Genomic DNA, 16,256 nt, shown 5'->3' on the forward strand with positions numbered 1-16,256 from the left:
GCAATAAAGCAAGCCGCATGAACCGCGCCAAGTGCGCTGCATGCGGTTTTTTCATACCCGAATGCGCGTCTTTAGTCGGAAGTTCGACCGTGATCGACAATTTTTTTTATTTTCTGACGGTAAATATTACCTTGCGTTAACGATTCGGGACTACAATAGGTAAGAAGCAGGTTGTCAGTGGAGGCGGCTACCATGAGTAAATGGGTAAAAAGTCTACTGAATCCAGCATGCATCAGGACGATCGTAGGAGGCTCCCGCGAGGGAAACGTCGGCATGCTGGCAGGGCGGCTTGGTCCCGACAGAGCGACCTGGCCGAAGAAAAAGCTAAAGCAATGGATGGAAGGCCGCTCGCAGATTCTGTGGGGCTGGCAGGGCGAACATCTGCTGCTGCTCGCCGTGCGGCTGCCGGAGGACGAACGCCGGCGACAGGCCGTCAGGCCCGAGCTTGAAACTCAGCTCCGCGGCATCGTCGCAGAGGATGCGGGCGCCGAAGCCGCGATCGGCTTCGGATTTATCATGATGCCTCCAAGGGCGCCGGGTCACAGCGGCGAACAGCTGCTCATGGAGGGCATGATGGAGGCCGGCGCACGCGCTTATAAAGCTATGGAAGAAGCCAAAGTTCCCGAGGTGTCCGCGAATCCGGCCAAGGCCGCGGCAGACCCCAAATCGGCCGATCCCTGGGCGGAGGGCGAGCAAGGATTGACGGTCGGCCGGCTCGCGGTCTCCATGCCCGCCATGCCGCCGGAAACGCCGGTATCGGCAGCCGCGGAGTGGTTCGAGGAACAGCCGGACAGCCACAGCATCGTCGTGGTGATCGCGGGACAGCCGCGCGGACTGATCACGCGGGACCGGCTGAATCGGATGCTGGCGTCCAAATTCGGCATGCCGCTGTATTGGAACCGGACGATCGACAAGATCATGGAGAACGCGCCGCTCGTCGCGGAGGCGGACATGCAGGTTGAAGCCGTCGCCCGCAGGGCCATGGATCGTTCGGACTCGCAGCTGTACGACACGGTGATCGTGACCGAGCAGGGCCGGTACGTGGGCGGCGTCACCGTCAAGGCGCTGCTCGAATCGTTCGCTTCGCTGCAAGCCGAAGCGGCACGGCGCGTCAACCCGCTGACGGGATTGCCTGGCGGGGACATTATTCGCCGGGAGATCGAAGCCCGTATTAAAATGCGCAAGCCGTTCAGCGTGTATTACGCGGATCTGGATTATTTTAAATGGTTCAACGACAGCTACGGCTATAGCGCCGGGGACGATATGATCCGATATACGGCGTCCGTGCTTGACGGCGTCCTGAACCAGGAGGAAGGAACCCATCACTTCCTGGGTCATATCGGGGGCGACGACTTTATCTCCATTAGCGATCGCTCCGATCCAGAAGCTCGCTGCCGCGCCTTCATCGAGCGGTTCCACGCCGGCGTCGATCCGATGTACGGGACGGCTCGGCCGACGGCGGTGGTCGACCGGCATGGCGGCGCCGTCCAGCAGCCCGGCGTGACGCTCTCGATCGCCGTCATCCGTTGGGACGGCTCAGGAACCGTCAGTCATGAAGAACTGTCGCGATTGGCCGCGGCATGCAAGAAAAAGGCCAAGGAACTGCCGGGAAGCGCGTACGCCGTCAGCGAGGCGATCGCAGCGTCATTCGAAGAACGGGCATAAGACGGCTGGAGGGGGAGACACGATGGCGTTGGGAACGTATCCGGGGCCGGGCATATCCAGGGTTGCGGACAGAGAAGCCGCCCTGTTGTACTTTTATTGGAGCGGAGCTGCGGGGAGCGCGGCCTCGCTGATCGAGGCGAGGTGGAAAAGGAGGGCCGAGGAGCTGCTCCTCGAGAGCTTTTCGGCGCCGACGAGACCGTATGCGGCGAAATGGCTGCATAACGATCTGATGCTTTTTTTCTGCGCGGACAAGCAGGAGGAGCCGGGCCGCTTCAGACGCGAGCTGATGCTGTCAGCCAGGGCGTACAAGCAGCAGCTGCTGGAGCCGGCGCTGCGGGAAGAGCAGCCCGGCGCGCCTTTGCCTTCGCTTCACGCAGGCTGCGCGTTCGGCGAGTTCAAGCGTGGCGAGGGGACCGCACGCAAGCTGCACGAGATGGCGCGGGAAGCGATGCAGAACGGCCAGCACGAGGATGCGCTGGAAGACGCGCTCCGGCTCGGCGAGCTGCAACGGCTGCTGGATAATCAGGCGCTGCGGTCGGTCTATCAGCCGATCGTGGACATCCGCGAGCGTCGTCCGCTCGGATATGAGGCGCTGTCGAGGCCGATGAACACCGACGTTTTTAACGGGCCGCTGCCGTTGTTCGAGTTCGCCGAGCGTGCGGGCAAAGATTATGCGCTGGACCGCCTCGCCAGAGAGCGGGCCATCTCGGGCAGCGCCGGCCTTGCGAAGGAACAGAAGCTGTTCTTGAACCTGTCTCCCCGCATTATCGACGCACCGCAATTTGCGCCCTGGAAGACACTCGCGCTGCTGGAGTCGCATGGCTTGACGCCCGACCAGGTCGTCTTCGAGATCACGGAACGATCGAGCATCCGGGACTTCGGCTCGGTGCAGCGCGTGCTGGCGCATTACCGGAGCCAAGGATACAAGATCGCTATCGACGATGTCGGAGCCGGATATTCTTCTTTGCTGTCGATCGTCGAACTGCGGCCGGATTATATTAAAGTGGACCGTTCGATCGTCAGCGGCCTGCATGCGGATACGTTCAAGGAACACATGCTCGGCACGCTCGTCGAAGCCGCGGATCGGATGGGGATTGCACTGATCGCCGAAGGCGTGGAGACGCAGCAGGAGCTGGACAAACTGATCTCGATGGGCGTCAATTACGCCCAAGGCTATCTGCTCGGCCGACCGGGACCGATGGCGGAAAACCTTTAGGCTAAGCATCAGCCGTTCGCCGGAATGAGTAAGCGAGGAACCGCAGGATCGTATCTCTAGCGGTTTTTTTGCATGCCGCGCGGCGTTGTACGGGGAGGTTCTTGCAGCGTTTGAACGATATCCCCTTCGGACAGGATGGTGTGAACACCGGTTGAAGTCAAGCCGCCACAGACAAGGAACGAACGGGCCGTTAAATTAAAGCGGCGCAAAAAAAGGAACGTGCAGCATGATCTGCGACGTCCCTTTTCACAAGAGAAGTTTAAGCTTGCTCGCTGAGCAATAGGCCGGTATCCGGATACAACGACTGCAGCTGCATCTGATCCGTATAGATCGCTTCGCGGAGGGGAATCATCCGCCAAGGGGCTTGCTCGGCCAGCGGCTCGGCGACTCTGCGCCAGCCCATGGGCGAGTACGCTGCGGTGAGCCGTTCTCCGATGCCGGGATCGAGCTGCAGCTCTTCCTCGGATTGGAGGCTTAGGCTCAGACTCTCGGCCTTGTCCTGGAGCTCGCTCATCGCGGCTTCGGACGGGCTTGCGTACACTTTGTCGACGGCGTAATTGACTTCGATCGCCTGCTTCACGACGGAAGAGGCGGCTTCGGCGGCACGCCTGACGTGAGGAGGCAGCGGGGCCGGCACCGGCGCGCGCCGCGAATCTCCTTCTTCGCGAACGTACCGGTAAGTCTCTTCGTCGAGCACCTCTTGAAACGGCAGGAGCGGCGTCACTCTATTAACGGGGGAAATGCGGGCGGAGAGCCGTGCTGAACCGTTCAAGCTATTGAAACGTATGGCCATAATTGCTGACCTCCTCAGTGCGTATTTTATTTGGCTGCGTTTCCCTGTTTCCCTATTGTAAAGTTATGCTGAATTACCCTAACGGCATACGCTTGAAACACCGGCAGGCCAGTTGTAAAAAACCTCCAAAAGAATAGCTTAGAGAAGTCAATTATGATAAACTACTGAGCATGAGTAAGGGTCAAATTTGGGCTTTAAAGCGATGCAGTCCGAGAGAAACTTCGGCGGCTCAGCCGAGGCTCGGGCGAACGCTATTCTAACGCATTGAGAGTTGACGAACACATGACGGATCAACTGATAGACAACGTAGCCGCGGAAGGCGCGGTTTACTTTATCTTTGGCGCGACGGGCGACCTGGCCCGCCGCAAGCTGTTTCCGGCGTTGTACAGCCTCTACCGCGAAGGCAAGCTTGGCGACAAGTTCGCCATCGTCGGCCTCGCGCGGCGCCCGCGCACGGACGAGCAGTTCCGCGAGGACGTCCTCGAATCGATCAAGGAATTTTGCCGTTACAAGATCGGAGACGGCCAGGACTGGCAGGATTTCGCGGAGCGCTTTACCTACCACTCCCTCGACATCGGCAACGTGGACGGCTTCCGCGAGCTGAAGGCCTCGACGGAGGCGCTCGAAGCGCGTTACTCGATCGCCGGCAACCGCCTTTTCTATCTGGCGCTGGCGCCTGAACTGTTCGGCACCGTATCCCGCAACCTACGGGACGGCGGCATGCTTGAGAGCGAAGGCTGGCATCGACTGGTCATCGAAAAACCGTTTGGCTACGACTACCCGTCCGCGTCCAAGCTGAACGAGGAGATCCGCCACGTATTCCGGGAGGACGAAGTATTCCGCATCGACCATTACCTGGGCAAGGAAATGGTGCAGAACATCGAGGTCATCCGCTTCGCCAACGCCTTCTTCGAGCCGCTCTGGAACAAGCAGCATATCGCGAACGTCCAGATCACGCTGTCCGAGACGGTCGGCGTCGAAGAGCGAGGCGCCTACTACAACAAATCGGGCGCGCTGCGCGACATGGTGCAGAACCATATGCTGCAGATGCTGACGATGATCGCGATGGAGCCTCCGAGCCATCTCGATCCCGAAGCGATCCGCGACGAGAAGGTCAAGGTGCTGCGCTCCCTGCGTGGCTTCAAGTCCGGCGACGAGGTGCGCGAGCGCGTCATCCGCGGCCAATACACGTCGGGCGAGCTGAGAGGCCAAGCGCTCAAGGGTTACCGCGAGGAAGATTCGGTGCCCGCGGATTCGACGACCGAGACGTTTTTCGCGGCGCGTCTGTTCGTGGACAATTTCCGGTGGTCGGGCGTACCGTTCTACGTCCGCACCGGCAAGCGGCTTCCGGTCAAGTCGACCGAGATCGTCGTCGAGTTCAAGAACGTGCCGGGCAACCTGCTGTTCGCTAGCCGGCAGCAGCTCCAGCCGAACCTGCTGGTCATTCGCGTCAATCCGATGGAGGGCATCTACATCCGGATCAACGCCAAAAAGCCGGGCAACGAGATGACGGTGCAGCCCGTGGCGATGGAATTCTGCCAGAGCTGCCAGGTCGGCATCAATACGCCTGAAGCTTACGAGCGTTTGCTCTTCGACGCGGCGCGCGGCGATTCGACCTACTTCACGCGCTGGGACGAGCTTGCGGCCGCCTGGCAGCTGGTGGATCCGATCGCAGCCGCCTGGCAGGAGCATGCCGCGGATCTTGCTCACTACTCCGCAGGCGCTTGGGGCCCGCAGCAGGCGCACAAGCTGCTGCATCAGGACGGCTTCCATTGGTGGCCGGTGAACGGGCAGGACGAGGACAACGTCATTTGGGTCAGCAATTCCGGCAAGTAAAATTATAAAAGGCTGCCCGCCTGCGCGGGCAGCCTTTATTCGGAGGAGGAAACGGCGGATGCCGCGTATATACGACATCAGTATGACGATCGAAGAGGGCATGCAGGTATGGAAAAATTACGAGGCTAAAAAGCCGCGTATCACGAACGTGCAAAATCACGATCAGGGGAAGCCGCACGAAAGCTTGCTGACGATGAACGTGCATACGGGGACGCACGTGGATGCGCCTCTTCATATGCTGGCGGGCGGCGCTACGATCGAGACCATCCCGCTGGAGCAGTTGGTTGGTCCGGCACGCGTGCTGGATCTGACGCACGTCAACGATTCAATTACGAAGGAAGATCTCGTGCCGTTTAACATCCAGAAGGGCGAACGTCTGCTGTTTAAGACGAGCAGCTCGTACACCGAGGAGTTTCTGATGGACTTCGTCTTCCTGCGCGAAGACGGGGCGCGCTATCTGGCCGAGATCGGCATCGCGGTCGCCGCGACGGACGCGCTTGGCATCGAGCGGTCGCAGGCGGAGTATCCGACGCACCGCACGCTGATGCGCGCGGGCGTCGTCATCGTCGAAGGCGTGCGCCTGAAGGACGTCGCGCCGGGCTCCTACTGGCTCGTCATCGCGCCGCTGAAGATGACCGGCATCGATGCCGCGCCGGCCCGTGCGCTGTTGATTGGCGACTAATCTAAATATGACGAGCAGAATCGGGACGCTGAGCGTCCCGGTTTTTTTGATGCAGAAATTACGGTGGACATGCGATGGACTGCGATGGTTGCACCTTCCGCCGGGCTTTGCGAAGACTTCCGCTCGGTCTCCAGACCGAGGCCGCTAAGCTACTGTAGACGGAAGCGAATTTCCATCGCCCGCATTACAATTAAATTCGCAGCGTGCTCGTGTTCATTTCGCTCGTTTACAACGTAACAGTGTTATGTTACATTGATTTTAAGAGGTGACGAACATGGAGCGCGAATTAATCTCGAAAAAAGACCTGCTGGAGCTTATGGGCATCTCTTACGGCCAGCTTTACCGCTGGAAGCGCAAGCAGCTGATCCCCGAGGAGTGGTTTATCCGCAAGTCCACGTTTACAGGACAAGAGACCTTTTTTCCTAAAGATATGATATTGGCTAGAATCGATCGGATTATGAACATGAAGGAAGATTTATCGCTGGATGAGTTGGCCGGCAAGCTGTCTCCTCTGCAAACCGAACTTACGTTGTCCAAACGCGAGCTAGTAGAACGTAACATTGTTTCGAAAATTTCCATCGACCGTCACAGCACGCCGACGCAGCTGAATGATCAGGAAGCCTATACGTTTGCGCAGCTATTGTATTTGTTCGTAACGGATCAGCTGCTGTCGGCGGGAGAGATCAGCCTTGTCGAGAGCGACTTGTTGATAGAGACGCTGCGCGATTACTTTCCCCGTTATGAAGGCAAGCCGTGCGAGCTGCTGTTTATGCGGAAGATGGGCGTAACGATGTTTGCGCTCGCTTCGGTGCCTTCTGCGCTGCACTTCGATACCGGCGTCAAGATCGTTGCCAGAGTGCAATTGGCGGAGATCGCGGAGCAGTTGAGGAGCAAGCTGAACTGAAGAGAGGATGATAAGCGATGGCCAGCGAGATGATCGGCGATTTGAAAATGGATGGCATCGGTACCGCTGCGGGCGGCGTCTATAAAAAAGTAGAACTGAACGGCGTCTGCAAGGTGGCGAGCGATATCGAAGCGCAGCTGTTCGACGCGGACGGCCGAATCCGCATTGGCGGACAATTGACGGCTGTCGAGCTTGACCTCGACGGCACGCTGGATATCGCCGGGAATGCACGAGTCGACAAGGCCGTCATCGACGGTGTCATTACGGTAGTGGGCGCGTATGCGGGGCAGCAGCTGCGTTTGAACGGCATGCTGACCGTCGGCGGGGATTGCGAGACGGACGCGCTCGAAGGAGAGGGCGCCTTCAAGATCGGCGGGCTGCTGAATGCGGGCACGATCGATCTGAAGCTGCAGGGCAGAGGCGCCGCGAAGGAGATCGGCGGCGAGTCGATCCGCATCGGTAAAGGACGGACCGGCGCTTGGCAAACGTTATGGCAGCGGATGCTGCCGAGCTTCGCTCAGGAGCTGATGGCCGACTTGATCGAAGGCGACTGGATCGAACTGGATCACGCGACGGTAAAAGTCGTGCGGGGGGATCGGGTGACGATCGGCGAAGGCTGCGTCATCGATCGCGTGGAATACCGGACCGAGCTTCGCAAGCACCCGGCGGCCCGAATTGGCGAGGAGGCGAAATTAAATGGCTAATCAAAGTCGGCCCGCGCTGAAGATGGTAGGAACCAGTTCCTCGAACGGGGGCGTCTTCGGTCAAGTGAAGATTACGGGCGAGTGCGAATTTCGCGGGGACCTGGACTGCAGCAAGCTGACTTGTACGGGCGAAGTTGACGTTCGCGGAGGGCTGAAGGCGGATGCGGTCAAGCTTACCGGCACTTGCGGCGTGGAGGCCAGCCTTGCGAGCGGAGAAATCGGGGGCACGGGCGAAGTTAAAGTGAAGGGCAACCTGCGGAGCGAAAAAATGAAGCTCTACGGCCAGCTCGCCGTAGATGGCGACGTGGAGCTTGGCGAAGCCTTGCTGCGCGGCGCCATTGTCTGCGGCGGTCTGCTCAGCGCAGAGCGGCTGGAGCTCGGGTTATACGGCCCCAGCTCCGTGGGCGAGCTCGGGGGCGGCAAGCTCAGCGTCCGGCGGAGCCGGATGAGCGCCCTCAAAAATCTAGTATCGCCTTCGGGAGCCGCCTCGTTGAAGGCAGGTACGATCGAAGGCGACCAGGTCGAGCTGCAGCATACGGAAGCCGATGTCGTCAGGGGCGGGGACGTCGTCATCGGTCCGGGCTGCGTGATCGGGCGCGTCGAATACCGGCGGGAGCTGCGCGTAGACTCGCGGGCCAAGGTCGGTCAGCGCGTGCGCATTTAATTCGATATTCAATTTCTTCAGGAGGTTTAATTATGAGCGCTTCGCAAGGCAACAAGCTGGGCATCGTTCTCGCCGGACTAATGCTCGGCATCTTTGTGGCGGCCATCGACAACACCATCGTCGGTACCGCCATGGCGACGATCGTCTCCGAGCTCGGCGACTACGACAAGATCGTCTGGGTCACTTCGGCGTACCTCGTCACGGAAATGGCGGGCATGCCAATCTTCGGCAAGCTGTCCGACATGTACGGACGCAAGCGGTTTTTCATTTTCGGCATGATCATGTTCCTGCTCGGCTCGGTACTATGCGGGACGGCGACGAGCATCACCGAGCTGTCCATCTATCGGGCTATTCAAGGCATCGGGGGCGGCGCGCTCGTGCCGATCGCGTTCACGATTTTGTTCGACGTCATTCCGGTCGAAAAGCGCGGCGGCATGTCGGGCATCTTCGGCGCCGTATTCGGCACCTCGAGCCTCGCCGGACCGCTGCTGGGCGCCTACATCACCGACCATGTCCACTGGCGCTGGATTTTCTACATCAATCTCCCGCTGGGACTGATCGCGCTGGCCCTGATCGTATTCGGCTACAAGGAATCCCGCGTTCATATGAAACAACGCATCGACTGGTGGGGCGCCTCCACGCTCGTCGGGGCGGTCGTCAGCCTTATGTTCGCGCTGGAACTGGGCGGAGGCACGTATGCATGGGATTCGGCGCAGATCGTCTCGCTGTTCGCCGCGGCGTTTGTCCTGTTCGCGGTGTTCTTGTATGCAGAGACCAAGGCGGCGGATCCGATCATCTCCTACGGCATGTTCCGGCAGCGGCTGTTCGCTTCAAGCACGGTAGCGGGATTGTTCTACGGCGCGGCATTTATCACGTTCGCGATGTACATCCCGATCTTCGTGCAGGGCGTGAACGGCGGCTCCGCAACGAACTCGGGCCTCATCCTGCTCCCGCTGACGCTGGGATCGGTCGTCTCTTCGCAGATCGGCGCATTTCTCGCGATGAAGACGTCTTATCGCAATGTCATGATCTTGTCCGCCGTCATTCTCGTAATCGGGGCCGCGCTGCTGTCGACGATTACACCCGACACGCCCAGGGCGACGCTGGTCTGGTACATGATCGTCACGGGCGTCGGCGTCGGCTTCTCGTTCTCCGTGCTCGGCATGGCCAGCATGCACGGCTTCGGGGCGAACCAGCGGGGCTCTGCGAGCTCGACGATGTCGTTCGTGCGTTCGCTTGGCATGACGGTCGGCCTGACCGTCTTCGGCATCATGCAGCGCAACTTGCTCGCTGACAAATTGAAGGGCGCCTTCGCCGGCACGGAAGATGCGCAGGGCGCGGCGCTCGGCGACATCCGCCAATCGCTGACGCCGGAAAACCGTGCCAACATTCCCGAGGATACGCTGCATAAGATCGTAGAGGCGCTGTCGTCCTCGATTTCGCACATGTTCCTTTGGTCGCTCGTGCCCGCGGGACTCGCACTCGCCACCGTCTTTTTCATGGGACGTTCGAAGCTTGAGATTCCCGCAAAAGGGGAAAAGCCGGAAATGGCCGCGGGCGGGCATTGAGGTGCAGTTCGGAGGCGCGGCATTTTAGGCGCGATTCCAGCCGCGCATTTCATATTGAGTTCACAAACCGGTCGTAAGATGGCGACAGTTCAAAGCGCGGAGGTACCGTTCAAGTGCGGCGGCTCCGCCGATTTAAAGGGGTGTAAACGCAAATGGCTATGGCTCCACTCGCGCAAGCCGCGATCGGACGCAAAAACAACAAAGCGCTCGTACTGACGGGACTTATGCTTGGCCTGATTTTCGCGGAGCTCGACGAGACGATCGTCTCCACGGCAATGCCGACGATTATCCGGGATTTGCACGGACTGCCGCTGATGGGCTGGGTGGCCGGCATCTACATGCTGTCCATGACGCTGTTCATGCCGATTCTCGGCAAGCTGGCCGATCTCTATGGCCGCAAACGCGTCTACCTCGCGTGCATCGGATTGTTCATCGCAGGCTCGTTCGTCTGCGGCCTTGCGCAATCGATGCCGATGCTGCTCGTCGGACGAGGCATACAAGGAATTGGCGCAGGCGGCCTGATGCCGCTCGCGATGGTTATTCTAGGCGATACGTACGAGCTCGAGCAGCGCGCCAAGCTGCAGGCGTTGTTCGGACCGCTGATGATCCTTCCGCAGCTGCTCGGACCGACGATCAGCGGCGAGCTCATCTCGCATGTGAACTGGCATTGGATTTTCCTCATTAATCTGCCGTTCGGCATATTGACCGCGGCCGTCATGTGGATCGGGATGGTCGAAAAGAGAGGCGAAGAAAAGAAAAAGATCGACTGGATCGGCGCCGCGACGCTGATGCTCGCGCTGCTGTCCCTGCTGCTCGCGCCGGTGCTGATCGAGACGCAAGGGCTGTCGTGGAGCTCGCCGCTTATTATCGGCATGCTCGTCCTGTTCGTCGTCTTGACGGCGCTGCTCATCTGGATCGAACGGCGCGTAGAAGAACCGATTATACCGCTTCACCTGTTCCGCAACCGCAACGTCGTCGTGCTGTCGAGCCTCGTATTCATCCTGATGCTCGGCGTCATGGGCACGTTCGCCAACTTCCCGTTTTTCGCGCAAAACGTCATGGGCTTATCGCCGCGGGCATCGGGGTATTTGAACCTGGCGTTCATGGGCGGTGCGATCCCGTTCAGCATTCTCGTCGGCTTCCTCATCACGCGGGTCGCCTACCGTACGATTTTTATCCTTTCGTTTACGCTGCCGATCGTGGCCCTCATCCTGATGCTGCAATTCGGCATCGACGTCTCCGTGATGTACGTGGTCGTCGCCTTCGTCATCATGGGCGTGGGGCTCGGCGCACTGTTCGGCGGGGACAATCTGATCGTGCAGGAATCGGTGAGCAAGGAAGAGAGCGGGATCGCGCTGTCGACCGTGCAGCTCTTCCAGTCGATCGGCGCGTCGATCGGACTCAGCGTGTTCGGCTCGCTGCTGGCCGGCGACATCAAGAAAGGCATCGAGGGAATTGCGGATCAATTGCCGGCGGGCACCGCGAGCGAGATTCAGACGGGCGGCATTCCGAAGGGACTCGCGCCGGACCTGCTTGAGCACGTGAAAACCGCGTTCTCTGGCGCATATCACAATCTGTACGTCATCTCGATCGCGTTCGTCTGCATCGCCTTCGTACTCTGCTGGTTCCTGAAGAAGGAAGTGTTGCAGAAGCGGGAAGACGGAGATGCGCCGCTGGCGCACTGAGCCGTCGGCGATGGCTGCAGGTAAGGCAAGGAAGAGGCCGTACGGTACCAACAAAAGGTGCTGTGCGGCCTTTTCGCGCTTTGGCGGGCGGATGGAAGCGTCGTACCGCCATCGCAAGAAAATACGCTAATTCATGCCCGGCGCTGACCGCTTCGCCGCAGGTTCACCTCCCTGGCCGGGCACAATATGCTATAATGTAGTTTGCCATATTGTCCAAGAGAGGAATCCGTGATTCATGAGCAAAGCGATCCGCGACGAACTTAAGCAGGAAGTGGCGAAGCGCCGCACCTTCGCTATAATATCTCACCCCGATGCGGGCAAAACGACGTTGACCGAAAAGCTGCTGCTGTATGGGGGCGCGATCCATGTCGCCGGTTCGGTCAAGGCGCGCAAAGCCGCCCGCCACGCGACCAGCGACTGGATGGAGATCGAGAAGCAGCGGGGGATCTCCGTGACTTCGTCGGTCATGCAATTCCAGTATGCCGGCAAAAACGTGAATATCCTGGATACCCCGGGTCACCAGGACTTCAGCGAAGACACGTACCGCACGCTGACCGCCGCCGACAGCGCGGTCATGCTGATCGACGTCGCCAAGGGCGTCGAGACGCAGACGATCAAGCTGTTCCAGGTATGCCGCAAGCGGGGCATTCCGATCTTCACCTTCATTAACAAGCTCGACCGCGAGGGGCAGAATCCATTCGAGCTGCTCGAGGAGATTGAGCGCGTGCTCGGCATCCGTTCGGTGCCGATGAATTGGCCGATCGGCATGGGCCGCGAGCTATGCGGCGTCTACGATCGCATGAAGAAGCAGGTCGAGCTGTTCCAGGGCAACGACCACTCCAAGATCGAAGTTCGTCCGGCCGCCGACTACAACGATCCGGCGATACGCGAGATGGCGGGCGAATATCTCGCCGACCAGTTGGCGCAGGATCTCGAGCTGCTTGACGTCGCAGGCGATCCCTTCGACTACGAGAAGGTGCGCGCAGGCGAGCTGACGCCGGTCTTCTTCGGCAGCGCCGTCAACAACTTCGGGGTGCAGACGTTCCTCGAGAACTTCCTGCAGCTGGCCCCGGCGCCGACGTCGCGCCGTACGACGGAGGGCGAAGTGGAACCGGACGACGAGAAGTTCTCCGGCTACATCTTCAAGATCCAGGCGAACATGAACCCCGCTCACCGCGACCGGATCGCTTTCCTGCGCATCTGCTCCGGCAAGTTCGAGCGCGGCATGTCGGTCAAGCACGTGCGCGCGGGCAAGGACATTAAGCTGGCCCAGCCGCAGCAGTTTCTCGCGCAGGACCGCGACATCGTCGATACCGCCTATCCGGGCGACATCATCGGTTTGTTCGATCCGGGCATTTTCCGAATCGGCGACAGCCTCGCGCAAGGCGCGAACCTGACGTTCGACGAGCTGCCGACGTTCTCGCCCGAGATCTTCGCCAAGGTGTCTGTCAAAAACGCGCTGAAGCAGAAGCAATATCTCAAAGGTCTCGATCAGCTGACCGAAGAGGGCATGGTACAGGTGTTCCGCTCGATCGGCCCGTTCGAGGATACGTATCTCGGCGTCGTGGGTCAGCTTCAATTCGACGTCTTCGAATACCGCATGAAAAACGAGTACGGCGTCGACATTCAGCTCGCGCGCACGCAGTTCCAGTTCGCCCGCTGGATCGTCGCCGACAAGCTCGATGCCTCCAAGTTCCGCATCAACTCGACGCTCGTCAGGGACAAGAACGACAATAACGTCGCCTTGTTCGAAAACGAGTACGCAATGCGCACCGCCGTGGAACGCATGCCCGACGTGAAGTTCCTGGAGACGGCGCCTTAAGGCGCGTCGATTCAGGATTATTCCCCGGTTTGAGTAAAGAGATCGAATGAAGACCGTCCCGCGATGCCACGCGAGGCGGTCTTCGCCGCATTTCCGCGACATTGTCGGTTGTCCGAAGGGACGGGGTTCGGCTATAATGAAAGCCATATACAAGTTTGGGGCAAATCAAGGCAAAGGAGCGGACCGAATTGGCTACTTTAAAGGATATCGCGGATCAAGTGGGCGTATCGATCTCCACGGTGTCCAGAGTCGTCAACAACGATACGAGCCGTTCCGTCAACGCAGACACGCGCCAGCGCATATGGGACGCGGTCGCGCAGCTTGGCTACAACCCGGGCAAGACGGCGAAGGACGGCGCGGGCTCTAAGCGCGGGATATCCGCGCGGCAGCCCGATATCGGCAAGGTCGGCTGCATCGTGGCGGTTAATCAGAACAAGTACAATCATCCGTACTTTTCTCCGATTCTCGAGGGCATCGAGCGAGGCATTCAGGAGCACGGCGGAGAATTGGCTTATATACACAACGGCGAAGATCTCAAATCTCCCGAGATGCTGCAAAAGGTGATCCAGGACGGCGGAGTGGACGGCATCATCGTCGTCGAGAGCATCGATCCGGTCGTCTACGACGCGATCAAGCGCCATATCCCTTGCGTCGTCGGCATCGACGTATCCGATCCGTCCATTCCCAGCGTCGGCTACGACCGGCTGATGGCGGCGAAGCATGCGGTGCAGCACCTGATCTCGCGGGGGCATCGGCATATCGGCTTCCTCGGCGGCTCCGGCAGGTCGCTCGATATCACCAAGGAAAAAAGATACCGCGGCTACAAAGAAGCGATGGACGAAGCCGGACTCGCGATCCATAAGGAATGGATCCTCGATACGGAATGGAATGCGGAAAAGAGCTATACGCTGATGAAGCGGGCGCTCGAAAAGCCGGCCAAGCTGCCGTCCGCATTTCTGGCCGCCAGCGACATGATGGCGATCTCGGCCATGCGTGCCGTATTCGAGAGCGGTCTGCGCATTCCCCAGGATGTCGCCATCGCCTCCATCGACAATATCGACTTCGCCGAGTACGCGACGCCGCCGCTGACCTCCGTACATATTCCCAAGTTCGAGATCGGTTGGGTGGCGGCCAAGACGCTCGTCGACGTCAGACAGAACAAGTACCCGCTCCCCGTCAAGATTACGCTTCCGTTCGAGTTAATGGCCAGACAATCGACCTGATGCGGCACCATTCGTACGCCCTGCCCGTTTATGCGGTGCAGGGCTTTTTGTTTTCCATAGAATTTTGGATATATTTGCGGCAAAATTTAAGCAAATTTTGCGTGAAAAGAAGTTTGTGCATATTCTCTAAATCAAAGGCTCTGCAAGCGCTTAGATCACTAAAATCCGAATGTTAGATTGGGATTCCGTCATAAGCAATCGTATTTTACGAATATTTACGCCAAATAAAGTCCAAAAAATCAAGGAAAAATTCATCCAAATTGCATTAAAAATCCTTGACGGTTATCTGATATTCGAATAATATTTAAATTGTAATCCAAACAATTAAAGTTTGGCGCAAACACATCGGAGTTGGGGGATACGATATAGGATGAATAAAATTCGGCTGGCACTGATCGGCGTAGGGGATATGGGGACCGGCCATGCGATGGGATTCGATCAAATCGAAAACTGCGAGATCGTCTGGATCGCGGATCCGAGCGAATCCAACTTGGCAAGGGCGATGCCGTACATAAGAAGAAACAATCCCGGTATCGTTGCGAGTTACTTGGAATTGTTGGAACACATCGACACCTTCGACGCCGTCGTCATCTCGCTGCCCAACTATATGCATCGCGATGCGGCGGTGCCGTTTATCGAGCGCGGCAAGCATGTGTTTCTGGAAAAACCGGTCGCGCCGACGCTCGGCGAATGCGACGAGATCATCGCCAAGGCGGAAGCTGCCGGCGTGATCCTGCAGATCGGCCTCACTTACCGTTACTCCAACATCTATCGCCGGATGCGCAGGGAACTGGATGCCGGGCGGCTGGGAGACGTCACCATGATGTGGTGCAAGGAATTCCGCGATCCGTTCCCGCCGGTGGACTGGTTCTATGACGCTTCCAAGTCGGGCGGCGCGCTCATCGAGAAGGATTGCCATCATTTCGATATTTTCAACTGGATGATCGATTCGAAGCCGCGCCGCGTGTTCGCGTCCGGCGGCCAGCACGTGCTGAAGGACGGTCAGCCCAACGTCATCACCAATTCCTATACGCATTACGAGACCCGGACGCTCACGAGCACTTCGATCGTCGACCATGCCTGGGTCATCGTCGAATACGAGAACGGCAGCAAGGCGAATCTCGGCCTCTGCATGTATCTGAAGCCGAGGAACCTGATGGACGAAGGGCTCGAGATCGGTCTGCTCGGCAGCAACGGCGGCCAGATGATCGCCAAGAAGGACAAGACGATCGACATCTTCGGTCCCGAGGACAAGAGCCGCGACCACATCGATCTGGACCACGAATCCGATTCGGTGAACGGCGGACATACCGGCAGCCAGCGGCAGCGGCACGCCTTCCTGAATTCCGTCGCCACGGGCGAAGCGCCCTATGCCAACGGCCGGATCGGCCGGGATGCGCTGCTCGTCGCGCTTGCCGCCGAACGTTCCATCAAGGAAGAACGTTACGTCTACATCAGCGAGCTGAGCTAAGGCCGACAGACAGGGGGAGTCCG

Annotated in this window: 13 protein-coding genes; 12 read left to right on the forward strand and 1 reads right to left on the reverse strand. The window is 59.1% G+C overall.

Translation table 11 applies throughout. The annotated features are described in order from the left end of the window. Positions 1–192: 192 nt before the first annotated feature. Together ACFSR7_RS00160 and ACFSR7_RS00165 are read left to right on the forward strand one after the other, a co-directional pair. Positions 193–1,665 carry a GGDEF domain-containing protein gene (locus ACFSR7_RS00160; RefSeq protein ID WP_378158293.1) on the forward strand — a complete coding sequence of 491 codons (1,473 nt, stop codon included), beginning with the start codon at positions 193–195 and terminating at the stop codon, positions 1,663–1,665. Between the two features lie 22 nt (positions 1,666–1,687). Continuing rightward, positions 1,688–2,881 (forward strand): EAL domain-containing protein, encoded by a 1,194-nt coding sequence (locus ACFSR7_RS00165; protein ID WP_378158295.1) that lies wholly within the window; start codon positions 1,688–1,690, stop codon positions 2,879–2,881. Between the two features lie 259 nt (positions 2,882–3,140). Here the strand turns inward: ACFSR7_RS00165 and ACFSR7_RS00170 are convergent, their stop codons facing one another. Further along, the gene (locus ACFSR7_RS00170; protein WP_378158296.1) at positions 3,141–3,674 is read right to left on the reverse strand and encodes a hypothetical protein; all 534 of its coding nucleotides are present in this window, start codon (positions 3,672–3,674) and stop codon (positions 3,141–3,143) included. Positions 3,675–3,956: 282 nt separating this feature from the next. Here ACFSR7_RS00170 and zwf point away from each other — a divergent pair, with 282 nt between their 5' ends. From zwf to ACFSR7_RS00220, 10 genes are all read left to right on the forward strand, one after another. Beyond that, on the forward strand, positions 3,957–5,510 hold the full coding sequence (gene zwf / locus ACFSR7_RS00175; protein ID WP_378158297.1) for a glucose-6-phosphate dehydrogenase: 1,554 nt from the start codon (positions 3,957–3,959) through the stop codon (positions 5,508–5,510). A 58-nt stretch (positions 5,511–5,568) separates the two neighbouring features. Then, on the forward strand, positions 5,569–6,192 hold the full coding sequence (locus tag ACFSR7_RS00180) for a cyclase family protein (RefSeq protein ID WP_378158298.1): 624 nt from the start codon (positions 5,569–5,571) through the stop codon (positions 6,190–6,192). Between the two features lie 274 nt (positions 6,193–6,466). Next, the gene (locus tag ACFSR7_RS00185) at positions 6,467–7,096 is read left to right on the forward strand and encodes a YhbD family protein (protein WP_378158299.1); all 630 of its coding nucleotides are present in this window, start codon (positions 6,467–6,469) and stop codon (positions 7,094–7,096) included. A gap of 17 nt (positions 7,097–7,113) precedes the next feature. Further along, positions 7,114–7,800, forward strand: a complete 687-nt coding sequence (locus ACFSR7_RS00190; protein ID WP_378158301.1) for a hypothetical protein — start codon at positions 7,114–7,116, stop codon at positions 7,798–7,800. Then, positions 7,793–8,464, forward strand: a complete 672-nt coding sequence (locus ACFSR7_RS00195; protein ID WP_378158303.1) for a hypothetical protein — start codon at positions 7,793–7,795, stop codon at positions 8,462–8,464. Before ACFSR7_RS00190 ends, ACFSR7_RS00195 begins: the two co-directional genes overlap by 8 nt. A 32-nt stretch (positions 8,465–8,496) precedes the next feature. Beyond that, entirely contained in the window at positions 8,497–10,032 is a 1,536-nt protein-coding gene (locus ACFSR7_RS00200; protein ID WP_378158304.1) for an MDR family MFS transporter, read from the forward strand. A gap of 152 nt (positions 10,033–10,184) precedes the next feature. Then, the gene (locus ACFSR7_RS00205; RefSeq protein WP_378158306.1) at positions 10,185–11,717 is read left to right on the forward strand and encodes an MFS transporter; all 1,533 of its coding nucleotides are present in this window, start codon (positions 10,185–10,187) and stop codon (positions 11,715–11,717) included. A 235-nt stretch (positions 11,718–11,952) separates the two neighbouring features. After that, positions 11,953–13,539: a peptide chain release factor 3 gene (locus ACFSR7_RS00210; RefSeq protein WP_378158307.1), complete on the forward strand. Its 1,587-nt coding sequence runs from the start codon at positions 11,953–11,955 to the stop codon at positions 13,537–13,539. A 188-nt stretch (positions 13,540–13,727) separates the two neighbouring features. Further along, entirely contained in the window at positions 13,728–14,762 is a 1,035-nt protein-coding gene (locus ACFSR7_RS00215) for a LacI family DNA-binding transcriptional regulator (protein ID WP_378158308.1), read from the forward strand. 370 nt (positions 14,763–15,132) lie between these two features. After that, positions 15,133–16,233: a Gfo/Idh/MocA family protein gene (locus ACFSR7_RS00220; RefSeq protein WP_378158310.1), complete on the forward strand. Its 1,101-nt coding sequence runs from the start codon at positions 15,133–15,135 to the stop codon at positions 16,231–16,233. The last annotated feature ends 23 nt before the right edge of the window (positions 16,234–16,256 follow it).

Source organism: Cohnella sp. GCM10020058 (assembly GCF_042683485.1).
Taxonomy (GTDB): Bacteria; Bacillota; Bacilli; order Paenibacillales; family Paenibacillaceae; genus Cohnella.